8 protein-coding genes and 1 riboswitch are annotated in these 12,159 nt (G+C 75.3%); of the genes, 3 read left to right on the top strand and 5 right to left on the bottom strand.

Going from position 1 to position 12,159, the window contains the following annotated elements; translation table 11 throughout:
- Window positions 1–2 precede the first annotated feature (2 nt).
- From LIV55_RS03210 to LIV55_RS03200, 3 genes are read right to left on the bottom strand one after another with little or no spacing between them, the layout of a single operon-like run.
- Window positions 3–1,559 (bottom strand): precorrin-2 C(20)-methyltransferase, encoded by a 1,557-nt coding sequence (locus LIV55_RS03210; protein WP_229299157.1) that lies wholly within the window; start codon window positions 1,557–1,559, stop codon window positions 3–5.
- Complete coding sequence (locus tag LIV55_RS03205; RefSeq protein ID WP_229299156.1) at window positions 1,556–2,224, bottom strand: precorrin-8X methylmutase; 669 nt, start codon at window positions 2,222–2,224, stop codon at window positions 1,556–1,558. The genes LIV55_RS03210 and LIV55_RS03205 overlap by 4 nt, the downstream gene beginning before the upstream one ends.
- Window positions 2,221–3,348: a ferredoxin-like domain-containing protein gene (locus LIV55_RS03200; RefSeq protein ID WP_229299155.1), complete on the bottom strand. Its 1,128-nt coding sequence runs from the start codon at window positions 3,346–3,348 to the stop codon at window positions 2,221–2,223. The genes LIV55_RS03205 and LIV55_RS03200 overlap by 4 nt, the downstream gene beginning before the upstream one ends.
- A 127-nt stretch (window positions 3,349–3,475) precedes the next feature.
- A riboswitch (cobalamin riboswitch) is annotated at window positions 3,476–3,540 on the top strand.
- Window positions 3,541–3,623: 83 nt separating this feature from the next.
- On the opposite strand from LIV55_RS03200, the gene cobN reads away from it, so the two are divergent.
- Both cobN and bluB read left to right on the top strand, forming a co-directional pair.
- Window positions 3,624–7,334, top strand: a complete 3,711-nt coding sequence (cobN, locus tag LIV55_RS03195; RefSeq protein ID WP_229299154.1) for a cobaltochelatase subunit CobN — start codon at window positions 3,624–3,626, stop codon at window positions 7,332–7,334.
- A complete protein-coding gene (bluB, locus tag LIV55_RS03190) occupies window positions 7,331–9,112 on the top strand; it encodes a 5,6-dimethylbenzimidazole synthase (RefSeq protein ID WP_229299153.1) in 1,782 nt (593 codons plus the stop codon). Before cobN ends, bluB begins: the two co-directional genes overlap by 4 nt.
- 55 nt (window positions 9,113–9,167) lie before the next feature.
- Here bluB and cobF read toward each other — a convergent pair whose 3' ends face one another.
- Window positions 9,168–9,965 (bottom strand): precorrin-6A synthase (deacetylating), encoded by a 798-nt coding sequence (gene cobF, locus LIV55_RS03185; protein WP_229299152.1) that lies wholly within the window; start codon window positions 9,963–9,965, stop codon window positions 9,168–9,170.
- On the bottom strand, window positions 9,962–11,446 hold the full coding sequence (locus LIV55_RS03180; protein ID WP_229299151.1) for a cobyric acid synthase: 1,485 nt from the start codon (window positions 11,444–11,446) through the stop codon (window positions 9,962–9,964). The genes cobF and LIV55_RS03180 overlap by 4 nt, the downstream gene beginning before the upstream one ends.
- 38 nt (window positions 11,447–11,484) lie before the next feature.
- Here LIV55_RS03180 and LIV55_RS03175 point away from each other — a divergent pair, with 38 nt between their 5' ends.
- A complete protein-coding gene (locus tag LIV55_RS03175) occupies window positions 11,485–12,084 on the top strand; it encodes a histidine phosphatase family protein (protein ID WP_191565095.1) in 600 nt (199 codons plus the stop codon).
- The last annotated feature ends 75 nt before the right edge of the window (window positions 12,085–12,159 follow it).

The following is a 12,159-nucleotide window of genomic DNA, read 5'->3' as shown; positions in this document are numbered from 1 at the left end:
GCTCAGCCGATCGAGCGCGGGGTCCAGACCCGCCCGTCGTCGTCGACCCGGGTCGTCGAGGCCCCGACGACGACGAGGCAGCCCATGTCGACGGCGTCGACGTCGAGACCGCCCAGGGTCGTCACCGTCACCGACTCCTCCTCGCGACCCACGTGGCGGGCGACGACGACGACCCGGTCCGGGCCGACGGCGTCGACGAGCAGGTCGCGCGCGGCGCCGAGGGTGTCGGGGCGCGAGCGCGAGCGCGGGTTGTAGAGCGCGACGCTGATGTCGCGCGTGACGAGCGCGGTGAGCCGGTCGGCGAGGATCTCCCACGGCTTGAGGTTGTCGCTGAGGTTGACCAGGGCGTGGTCGCCGCCGAGCACCGCGCCGACGAGCGCGCTCGCGGCGTGCGCGGCGGTGACCCCGGGCACGACGTGCACCGGCACGTGCCCGAAGCCCTCGTCCTCGAGCAGCGCCGCCTCCCGCGCCTCGAAGAGCGCCGTCGCCATGCCGAAGACCCCGGCGTCGCCGCCGGATACGAGCGCCACGTGCTCCCCGCGCCGGGCCAGGTCGAGGCACAGCCGGCCGCGGTCGACCTCGACGGAGTTGCCCGACGGGTGACGGGTCAGGCCCTCGCGCTGCGGCACCCGGGCGACGTAGGGCGCGTAGCCGACGACGTGGTCGACCTCGGCGAGCACCTGCGAGGCCTGCGGGGTGAGCCAGTGGTCCGGGCCGGGGCCGAGCCCGACGACGTGGACCGTGCCCGGCGACGAAGGGGTGTCCGCCAACTCGGGCGACCCGGCTGTCAGCCGGGCGAAGTCCGCGGCCCGACCGGCCGCGTCGTCGCGCAGCCCCTCGCCGGGCACGACGACGAGCGACATGTACGGCACCCGGCCCTCGTCGACCTCCGCCGCGGGCAGGACGACCTGGCCCGGGCCGGACGCGCGCTCGACGTAGACCGCGCGCTCGAGCACCCCCGCCTGGCGCAGCGCCTCGCGCACCCCGGCGAAGGTCCGCCCGAGCTTCATGATGATCGCCGCGTCGGTGTCCGCGAGCCGACGGGCGAGCTCGGGCACGGCGAGCGTGCCGGGCAGCACCGTGAGGGTGTCCTCGTGCCGGCACAGGCCGGTGGCGACCGCGGCGGTGGCCGCCGACAGCGCGGTGATCCCGGGCACGACCTCGGTCCGGTAGCGCGGGCTGAGCCGGTCGTGGACGTACATGAAGGACCCGAAGAAGAGGGGGTCGCCGACGGCGAGGACGACGACCGAGCGCCCGGCGGCCAGGTGCGCCTCGAGGCGGTCGGCGCACTCGTCGTAGAAGTCCGAGAGCGCGCCGTAGTAGCCCCGCGGGTGGTCGGTGAAGCCCGTCGTCACGGGGTAGCGCAGCTCTTCCTCGAGCACCCCCTCGGGGATGAGGTCGGCGGCGATGGAGCGCGCCATCGACTGCTTGCCGGTGCCCGCGTGGTACGCCACGACGTCGGCCTCGGCGATGACCCGGGCGGCCTTGAGGGTGACGAGCTCGGGGTCGCCGGGCCCGATCCCCACGCCGTAGAAGCGCCCCCGCGCCTCCTCGCTCATGCGAGCTCGTCCGGGTTGGCGAGCGCGTTGAGGGCCGCGGCCGCCATGGCCGAGCCGCCGCGACGCCCGTGGACGACGAGCCACGGCACCGGCCCGCCGGGCAGGTCGTGCTCGGCGAGCGCGACCTTCGACTCGGTGGAGCCGACGAAGCCCACGGGCATCCCGATGATCGCCGCCGGCCGGGGCGCGCCGTCGGCGAGCATCTCGAGCAGGTGGAAGAGCGCGGTCGGGGCGTTGCCGATCGCGACGACAGCGCCCTTGAGCCGGTCCTCCCACAACGAGACGGCGGCGGCGGCGCGGGTGGTCTCCCAGGCCGCGGCGAGCCCCGGCACGCGCTCGTCGCGCAGTGTGCACACGACGTCGTTGTCGGCGGGCAGCCGCCGGCGGGTGACGCCCGAGGCGAGCATGTTGCTGTCGGTGAGCACGGGTGCCCCGGCGACGAGCGCGGCGAGCGTCGCCGTCGCGACCTCGGGGTGCGCGGCGATGTCACGGGTGATCTCGACGTCCCCGGCGGCGTGGACGATGCGCACCGCGGCACCGTGCAGGCTTGCGGGCAGCCCGGAGACGTCGGTCTCCTCGCGGATCATCGCGAAGGAGCGCCGGTAGATCTCCTGGCCGTCGGTCACGTAGTCGTGACGCCGGGTCGGTCGGCGAAGGGTGGTCACGTGGGCTCCTCAGGGGTGCGGCGCTGCGCACGGACGACGTCGCCGGCGCAGGTCGGGTCGAGCGCGGTCGTGTGGGGGCGAGCGGGGTGGCCGCACGCCCGGTCGCAGCCGATGACGTGGACAGGCGGGCCGAGGGGGTCGACGAGGGTCCCCGCCGCGCGGGCCAGCTCGCGGGTCGGCGTCGTCGTGCGGGCGCAGGCGGGAGCCCCGGCGCAGGCGGTGAGCACCGCCCACGGCGAGCCGGCGGAGACGACGAGGCCGGCGGCGGCGAGCTCACCGGCGCGCGCAGCGCCTCCCGGGACGAAGACCGAGCGCCACGGGGTGATCCGCAGGGGAGGTGCGAGGCCGTCCGCGGCCGAGCCTCGAGACCTCGCCAGCGCGGCGGCCACGGCGGGGGTGAGCAGGCCCAGCGGCACGAGCGCGACGAGGTCCTCGCCGAGCGGGCCGGCGGCCGGGGGCGGCGCGACGTCGACGGCGAAGGGGGAGCCCCCCGGCAGCAGGGTCGCCCGGTCCTCGGCGGGCAGGTCGCGGACGTTCCAGACCCGCTCGCCCCCGCGGACGGAGAGGAAGCGGCGCGCGACGTCGAGGACGGTCGTCGCGGCGTCCGCGCGGGGCACGACGAGGGCGCGACCGTCGACGAGCACGCGCGCGCTCGCCCCCTCGTCGACGACCGCGACGTCCCACGGCTCGCCGAGCACGGCCCCGCCGGGCGCGGCGGCGGCGAGCAAGAAGCGCCCGGGCAGGGTGGCGAGCGCGTCGTCGGCGAGCAGCGCCTCGTCGAGCTCGTGGACGAGGTCGTCGAGGGCGGGGGCAGGGTCGGCGACGACGTTGCGTGCCTTGTCGTGCGCCGCCGACGGGACGAGTCCGAGCGCGCCGATCGCGGTGACGAGCTCGCGGGGGAGCGGGCTCGGCAGGCCGCGCAGCTGGAGGCTGCCGCGCGAGGTGAGCGTGACCTCCGGGTCACCGAATCTGCCTGCGAGAGAGGAGATCTCGACGAGATCGGCAGCGCTCATGCGTCCGCCGGGCACCCGCAGCCGCACCATCGCGCCGTCCGCCGAGACGAAGGGCGAGAGCAGCCCCGGGCACCGGTCGGCGCCGTCGCGAGCAGGCGATCGGGTGGTCACGGCGGTGCAGCCTACGCGTCGCCCCGACCTCCCGCCGATGCCCCGGGGGCCGCCCGACGGCCCTCACGGACGCGCCTCGCGAGGTCATCGGACGACCCCGGTAGGGTGCGTCTCGGTCGATCTGCGCGGAACCCGGTGCGACTCCGGGACGGTCCCGCCACTGTGAGCGAATCCCCTTCGCGAGTCAGACACGCCTGGTCGGCCGGCCCGGACGACACGTCTGGGTCCCTCCCTTCGACTGCGGGGCGCGGATCCCTGCCAGAGGAGTCACCGACGTGACCACGCTCGCCCTGCTGTCCACCTCCGACACCGACCTGCTGAGCGCCCGAGAGGCCGCTCGCACGCACGGGATCGACGTGGTGCTGGCCAACCCCGCCCGTCCCGGGCACACCGACATGGGCGAGCTCATCGCCTCCGCGGACGTCGTCGTCGCCCGCATCCTCGGCACCCCGGACGACCTGTGCAGCGGCTTCCGCCGGCTCGCCGAGCAGGGTGCGCGGCTCGTCGTCGTCGGCGGCACCCAGGAGCCGGACGCGGCCCTCATGGAGATGTCGACCGTGCCGGCCGGCGTCGTCGCCGAGGCCCACCGCTACCTCGCCGAGGGCGGCCCCGACAACGTCGCGCAGCTGCACGCCTTCCTCGGCGACACCCTGCTCCTCACCGGCGAGGGCTTCGAGGCCCCGAAGGCCCTGCCCCAGTGGGGCGTCCTCGAGCGCCCAGAGCCCGAGCCGCTGCCCGACGGCGCGGTCCGCCCGCGCGTCGGCGTGCTCATCTACCGGGCCCAGTACGCGGCGGGCAACACCGCCTACGCGCACGCGCTCGCCGACGCGATCGACGCGGCCGGCGGGCACGGCGTCGTCGTGCACTCCGCGTCGCTGCGCGACGCCCCCGACGGGCTGCTCGAGCACCTCGGCACCCTCGACGCGCTCGTGACGACGGTCCTCGCCGCGGGCGGCACGAAGCCGGCGACCGCCTCCGCCGGCGAGGACGACGAGGCGTGGGACGTCGAGCGCCTCGCCGCGCTCGACATCCCGATCCTCCAGGGCCTGTGCCTCACGTGGAGCCGGGCCGACTGGCAGGCCTCCGACGACGGCATGAGCCCGCTCGACGTCGCGACCCAGGTCGCCGTCCCCGAGTTCGACGGACGGCTCATCACGGTCGCCTTCTCCTTCAAGGAGATCGACGACGAGGGCCTGCCGCACTACGTCGCCGACCCCGAGCGGGCCGCCCGCGTCGCCGGCATCGCGGTCAACCACGCCCGGCTGCGCTCGACCCCCGTCGCCGAGCGCAAGATCGCCGTCGTCCTGTCCGCCTACCCGACGAAGCACTCGCGCCTGGGCAACGCCGTCGGCCTCGACACCCCGGTGTCGACGATCCGCCTGCTGCGTCTCATGCGCGAGGCCGGGTACGACCTCGGCGAGGGCTTCGTCGGCATGGACCCGCTGCCCGAGGTCGAGGGCGAGGCCCCCGACACGACGTGCGGCAACGCGCTCATCCACGAGCTCATCGCCGCCGGCGGCCAGGACGAGGAGTGGCTCACCCAGGAGCAGGTCGAGGGCGCCCAGGTGCGCATCCCGGCCGAGCGCTACCGCGGCTGGTTCGACGCGCTCCCCGCCGACCTGCGCGAGGCGATGACCCAGCACTGGGGCGACGCGCCCGGCGAGGTCTTCGTCGACACGACCCGCGACGCGACGGGCGAGATCGTCACCGCCGCCATCGTGCGGGGCAACGTCGCGCTCCTCGTGCAGCCGCCGCGCGGCTTCGGCGAGAACCCCATCGCGATCTACCACGACCCCGACCTGCCGCCGACGCACCACTACCTCGCGACCTACCGCTGGGTCGAGGAGGAGTTCGGCGCCCATGCCGTCGTCCACGTCGGCAAGCACGGCAACCTCGAGTGGCTCTCGGGCAAGAACCTCGCGATGTCCGCGTCGTGCGGCACCGACGCCGCGCTCGGCAGCCTGCCGCTCGTCTACCCCTTCCTCGTCAACGACCCCGGCGAGGGCACCCAGGCCAAGCGCCGGGCGCACGCGACGATCGTCGACCACCTCGTGCCGCCGATGGCGCGCGCCGAGTCCTACGGCGACATCGCCCGCCTCGAGCAGCTCCTCGACGAGTACGGCAACGTCTCGGTCATGGACCCGGCGAAGGCGCCGGCCCTGCGCGGCGAGATCTGGCAGCTCATCCACGCGGCGCAGATGCACGTCGACCTCGGGCTCGAGGACGTCGACCTCGACGACGCCGACGGCTTCGACGAGCTCGTCATGCACGTCGACGGCTGGCTGTGCGAGATCAAGGACGTCCAGATCCGCGACGGCCTCCACGTCCTCGGCCAGGCGCCCCAGGGCGACGAGCTCGTCAACCTCGTCCTCGCCGTCCTGCGCGCCGCCCAGGTCTTCTCCGGCCAGGTCGGATCGGTCCCCGGCCTTCGGGCCGCGCTCGGCCTCTCCGAGGACGCGGGCACCGTCGAGACCGACGCGGTCGAAGGGCGAGCCCGTCGCCTCGTCGAGGGCCTGGCGGCCGCCGACTGGCGGGCCGACGCCGCGGCTGGCGTCGTCACGCGGTGCGAGCCCGACCTCGGCGACGACGCCGCGGCCGGCGTCGTCGCCGTCCTCGAGTTCGCCGCGACCCAGGTCGTGCCGCGCCTCGCAGGCACCGAGCGCGAGCTCGCCATGGTCCTGCACGCCCTCGACGGCGGCTACGTCCCCGCCGGGCCGAGCGGGTCCCCCCTTCGCGGGCTGATCAACGTCCTCCCGACCGGGCGCAACTTCTACTCGGTCGACCCCAAGGCCATCCCCTCGCGCCTGGCCTACCAGACCGGCACCGCGATGGCCGACTCGCTCCTCGCGCGCTACCTCGAGGACACCGGCGAGCTGCCGCGCAGCGTCGGCCTGTCGATGTGGGGCACCTCTGCGATGCGCACCTCCGGCGACGACATCGGCGAGGTCCTCGCCCTGCTCGGCGTCACGCCGGTGTGGGACGAGCAGTCGCGCCGGGTCACCGGGCTCGCGCCCATCCCGCTCGAGGAGCTCGGCCGACCGCGCGTCGACGTCACCGTGCGCATCTCCGGATTCTTCCGCGACGCCTTCCCCCACGTCATCGCGCTCATCGACGACGCCGTCGCGCTCGTCGCCGGGCTCGACGAGAGCGACGAGGACAACCACGTGCGGGCCCACGCCGCCGCCGACCTCGCCGACCACGGCGACGAGCGGCGCGCGCGCACCCGGATCTTCGGCTCGAAGCCCGGGTCGTACGGCGCGGGGATCCTCCAGGTCGTCGAGTCGGGCACATGGCGCAGCGACGACGACCTCGCGCAGGTCTACACGGCGTGGGGCGGCTACGCGTACGGCCGCGACCTCGACGGCGCGCCGGCCGCGGAGGACATGGAGCGCACCTACCGGCGCATCCAGGTCGCGGCGAAGAACGTCGACAACCGCGAGTCCGACATCCTCGACAGCGATGACTACTTCCAGTACCACGGCGGCATGGTCGCGACCGTCCGTGCGCTCACCGGCGCCGAGCCGAAGGCCTACGTCGGCGACTCCACCTCGCCGGACGCCGTGCGCACCCGCACGCTGCAGGAGGAGACCAACCGCGTCTTCCGCTCCCGCGTCGTCAACCCGCGGTGGATCTCGGCGATGCAGCGCCACGGGTACAAGGGCGCCTTCGAGCTCGCGGCGACGGTCGACTACCTCTTCGGCTTCGACGCCACCGCCGGGGTCGTGCACGACTGGATGTACGACCGGATCGCCAAGGACTACGTCCTCGACGAGACGACGCAGGACTTCATGCGCCGGGCCAACCCGTGGGCGCTGCGCGGCATCGTCGAGAAGCTCACCGAGGCCGTCGAGCGCGGTCTGTGGCAGGAGCCCGACCCCGAGGTCATCACCCAGATGCAGCAGGTCTACCTCGACGTCGAGGGCGACCTCGAGGACGACGCGGACGACGTCGTGGGCGTCGGCGGCGCGGTGGACGCCCGGGCGTGACCGAGGGCGAAGGGGTGTCCGAGCGCGACGCGGTGACGGGTCGCGAAGGGGGGACCGGGCGCTACGCCCGACCGGTCCCGACGATCGGCGACACCAGCAGCGCGGCGCAGCGGCGCGAGGACCCCGCCGGCTGGGCGATGGGCGAGGACGTCACCGAGGCGCTCGCCGCGGTCGTCGCCGGGCGCCGTGACATCCGTCGCTTCCGACCCGACCTGGTGCCCGAGGAGCTGCTCACCGCGGTCCTCGAGGCCGGCCACCGGGCGCCGAGCGTCGGGCACTCGCAGCCCTGGCGCTTCGTCGTCGTCACCGACCCCGCCACCCGGGACCGGGCCGCGGCGATGGCCGACCGGTGCCGGGCGCAGCAGGCCGCCCACCTGTCCTCGGAGCGGGCGGCGCGCATGCTCGACCTCAAGCTCGAGGGCCTGCGCGAGGCGCCGGTCGGCGTCGTCGTCGCGTGTGACCGGCGCGTCCCGGCCGGGGGAGTCCTCGGCCGGGCGACCTACCCCGACGCCGACCTGTGGTCGTGCGCGACCGCGGTGGAGAACATGTGGCTCACCGCCCGCGCGCACGGGCTCGGGATGGGCTGGGTGACCCTCTTCGAGCCCGACGAGCTCGCCGACCTGCTCGCCCTGCCCGACGGCGTTGTCACCCTCGGCTGGCTGTGCCTCGGCTGGCCCGACGAGCGGCCCCCGTCACCGGGGCTGGAGCGCGCGGCGTGGTCGCGTCGGGCGCCGCTGGAGGAGGTGGTCGTGCGCGAGCGCTGGCCCGCCGACGAGGGCGAGCCCGCCCGACCCGTCTCGCACCTGCGCGGCCCGCAGCCCGACCGTCTCGTCGGCGCGACCGACGCCGCCGACGAGCTGCTCTCGCCGCCGGAGTCGCTCGGCGTGCTCGACCGCGCCCTGAGCCGGGTGCTCGCGGTCGGGGCGGGCGACGTCGTCGGCGGCACTCTCGTGCTCGCAGGGGCCGACCACGCGGTGACCTCGCTCGGCGTGAGCGCCTACCCGTCCGAGACGACGCACGACGTCCTCTCGGCGACGGTGGCCGGCAGCTCGCTCGGCGCCGCGACCGCTGCGGGTGCCGGGCTCGCCGTGGTCGCCGTCGACGCCGGGGTCGCCGCGCCGGTGCGCGGCGCCCACGACGCCCGCCCGGCCGGGGTGCGCGGTGACCTCGCGACGGCCGACGCGATGAGCGACACCGACGTCGCGGACCTGCTCGCCGCCGGCCGTGAGATCGGGCGGTCCGCGGGCTCGAGGGGTCTGGTGTGCCTCGGCGAGGTCGGCGTCGGCAACACGACGGTGGCCGCCGCCCTCGCCTGCGCCCTGCTCGACCTCGAGCCGCAGGACGCCGTCGGCCTGGGCTCCGGCTCGGACGCCGCGATGGTCGCGCGCAAGCGCGAGGTCGTCGCGTCCGCTCTCGCCCGCACCGCAGGGGAGCGCGACCCCCTTCGCCTCCTCGCCGCCCTCGGCGGACCGGAGATCGCGCTGCTCACCGGGGTCACCCTCGGTGCGGCCGCGGCAGGCGCGCCCGTCGTGCTCGACGGCCTCGCCGGGTCGCTGCCGGGGCTGGTCGCGTCACGCCTCGAGCCGGCGGCGCAGGCCTACCTGCTCGCGGGGCACGTGAGCCGCGAGCGCGCCCACGCGCTCGTCCTGCGCGAGCTCGGTCTCGAGCCGTTGCTCGCGCTGCGGCTGCGCTCGGGCGAAGGGGTCGGTGCCTGCCTCGCCGCGTCGTTGGTCCTCCAGGGACTCGCCGTGCGCCGCGTCGCCGCCCGCACCCGCTGAGCCTGCACCGCTTCGCTGGTCGAGGTGCGACGAGCGCAGCGAGGAGCCTCGAGACCTAGGGCCGAGCCGGCGTGAGCGCGTACACGTCCATCACCCAGCCGTGCTCCGCGCGCAGCCGGGCCCGCAGCTCGACGACCTCGTCGATCACCTCGTCGAGGCGGCCGGAGCGCAGCTCCTGCTGAGGCATGCCGACGTAGGCGCCCCAGTGGATCGTCGTCGCGGGGGCGGTGGCGACGAGCTCGCGGCAGCGCAGGTGCCCGTCGAGCATGACGACGACGGTGCCGAGGTCGAGCCCGGCCTCGCCCGCGCGGGTCCAGTCGTCGACGAGCCGACGCCCCGTAGTGATGTGCACGGGCTCGCCGACCCTGTGCAGGACGACGCCGTGCGCGGCGGCCAGCGCCTGGAAGGCCGAGATCCCCGGGATGACCCGCACCGTCGTCGCGAGCCGCTCGCCGATCGCGTCGACCACCCGGATCGTGCTGTCGTAGAAGGCCGGGTCGCCCCACACGAGGAAGCCGACGACCGCCTCGGGCGGCAGCCCCTCGACGACACGCACGTACGCCTCGGTGCGGGCGGCGTGCCAGTCGGCCACCCCCTTCGCGTACTGCGCGCCGTCGCGAGCGGCGTCGGGACCGCGCTGCGGGTCGGGCACCGCGACGACCTCGTAGGGGTGGTCGGCGGGCACGAAGCGCTCGCAGATCGAGCGGCGCAGCGCGACGAGCTCGTCCTTGGTCTCGCCCTTGTCGGCGACGAGGAAGACGTCGACCTCGGCGAGCGCGCTCGCGGCCTCGGCGGTGACGTGCTCGGGGGAGCCGGCCCCGATGCCGATGACGTGGATGCGGCGGGTGCTCATCGGGTCTCCTGGGCCAGGGCGAGGACGGCGTCGACGTCGACGTGGGTCTCGATCGCGTCGGCGAGCACGCCGATCATCTGCTCGCGTCGGGCGGCGAAGGGGGAGGCCCCCGCCTGCGGGGCCCACCGGGACCCCGTCGTCGTGGCGACCTCGCGCAGCAGCTCGCGACGGAAGTCGTCGCACTCGAGGGTGCCGTGCCAGATCGTGCCGATGACCGGCCCGACGGCGTGACCGCCTGGGAAGTCCTCGCCGCCCTCGGGGGTGACGACGCCGTGGTGGATCTCGTAGCCCTCGACGTCGTGGCCGCGCCAGCGGCCGGTGGGGCGGTCGAGCACCTTGTCCTCGAAGAAGACGACGCGACCGGGCAGCAGGCCCAGGCCTGCCACGGACACGGTGGGGGCACCCCCTTCGCCCCCCGTCCCGTCGCCCTCAACCCCGTCGTCGACGATCTCGTCGAGGAGCATCTGGTAGCCGCCGCAGATGCCGAGCACCGGGGCGCCGCGGGCGGCTCGGTCGCGCACGACGTCCGCCAGACCGGTGCGGCGCAGCCAGGCGAGGTCGGAGGTCGTGGCTCGCGAGCCCGGCAGGACGAGCAGGTCGGCCTCGCGGGCGAGGTCGGCGTCGACCGTGACGCGCACGTCGACGCCGGGCTCCGCGGCGAGGGAGTCGACGTCGGTGCCGTTGGAGGTGCGCGGCAGGCGCACGACCGCGACCGACAGGCGGGCGTCGTCGGGCACGCCGTCGTCGACATCGCCCCACGCGCCCATCGACAGCGAGTCCTCGGAGTCGAGCCACACGTCGTGCAGCCACGGGAGCACCCCGAGCGAGGGCATGCCGGTCCGGCGGGTGATCTCCTCGAGGCCGGGCTGCAGGACGGAGGCGTCGCCGCGGAACTTGTTGATGAGGTAGGCGGCGAGCAGGGGCCGGTCGTCGTCGGAGACGAGCGCCCACGTGCCGTAGAGGGCGGCGAGGACGCCGCCGCGGTCGATGTCGCCGACGAGGACCGTCGGCAGCCCGAAGCGCTGGGCCAGGCCGAGGTTGACGTAGTCGCCGGCGCGCAGGTTGATCTCGGCGGGCGAGCCCGCGCCCTCGCACACCACGACGTCGTAGGTCTGCGCGAGCTCCTCGAAGGCGGCGAAGGCCGCCTGTGCGAGATGGGCCCGACCGGTCGCGTACTCGCCGGCGCGCAGCTCGCCCGCGGGGCGGCCCCGGACGACGACGTGGGCGCGGCGGTCGCTGCCCGGCTTGAGCAGCACGGGGTTCATCGCGGAGGTGGCCTCGACCCCGGCCGCCTGGGCCTGGAGGTGCTGGGCCCGTCCGATCTCCGAGCCGTCGCGGCACACCATCGAGTGGTTCGACATGTTCTGCGCCTTGTAGGGCGCGACCGACAGGCCACGGCGCGCGAGCACGCGGCACAGCCCCGTCACGACGAGCGACTTGCCCGCGTCCGACGAGGTCCCGGTGACCAGCAGCCCGCTCACGAGGCGCCACCCTACGGTCCGCGGCTAGCGTGACCCGCGTGAGCCCGACGCACGTGCACCTCGTCCGCCACGGGGAGTCGACGTGGAACCGCGACGGGCGGGTCCAGGGGGCCTACTGCGGCGCCGACCAGGCCGAGCTCACCGCGACCGGTCGGGCCGACGCCGCGCGAGCCGGGCTCACCCTCGGCTCCCGGATCGGGGTGCCGCGCGGGGAGCGCTCGCTGTGGCTGTGGTCGAGCGACCTGCGCCGCGCGCTCGAGACCGCGCAGGTCCTCGCCGTCGCCCTCCGCCCCTCCGGCTGGACGGCCTCGGTGCGCCACGAGCCGGGGCTGCGCGAGCAGTCGCTCGGCGACCTCGAGGGGCGCGAGGCGCGCACGCTGCGCGCCGAGCCGGTGCCCGAGGGAGAGCACGTCAGCGAGGTGCGCTGGGGCGGGGGCGAGTCGATGCACGACGTCTTCGAGCGGGTGGGGGCCTGGCTGGCGCCGGCACTGCTCGAGCAGCCCGAGCATCTCGTCGTCGTCAGCCACGAGCACACGATCCGCGCGGCCCTGGCGTGGCTGCGCTCGACGTCGCACCGCGACGTCGACTGGGACGAGCCCGTACCGCCGGGATCGGTGACGACGCACGAGGTCAGGTGATCGGTCCAGACCGATGACCAAGGGTGCGGGCCGCTCCGCGGGCGCCCCACCAGCCACAGGTTTCTCGGGTCACCC

The organism is Janibacter melonis, assembly GCF_020567375.1.
Classification (GTDB): domain Bacteria; phylum Actinomycetota; class Actinomycetes; order Actinomycetales; family Dermatophilaceae; genus Marihabitans; species Marihabitans melonis.
Note: the sequence above shows the minus strand (reverse complement) of the source record. Positions and strands in the feature narration are given on the sequence as shown.

What these genes read in the sequence shown, in the direction of transcription:
- LIV55_RS03210 (WP_229299157.1), bottom strand. Translation starts at nt 1,559, where the DNA reads ATGAGCGAGGAGGCGCGGGGGCGCTTCTACGGCGTGGGGATCGGGCCC.
- cobF (WP_229299152.1), bottom strand. Translation starts at nt 9,965, where the DNA reads ATGAGCACCCGCCGCATCCACGTCATCGGCATCGGGGCCGGCTCCCCC.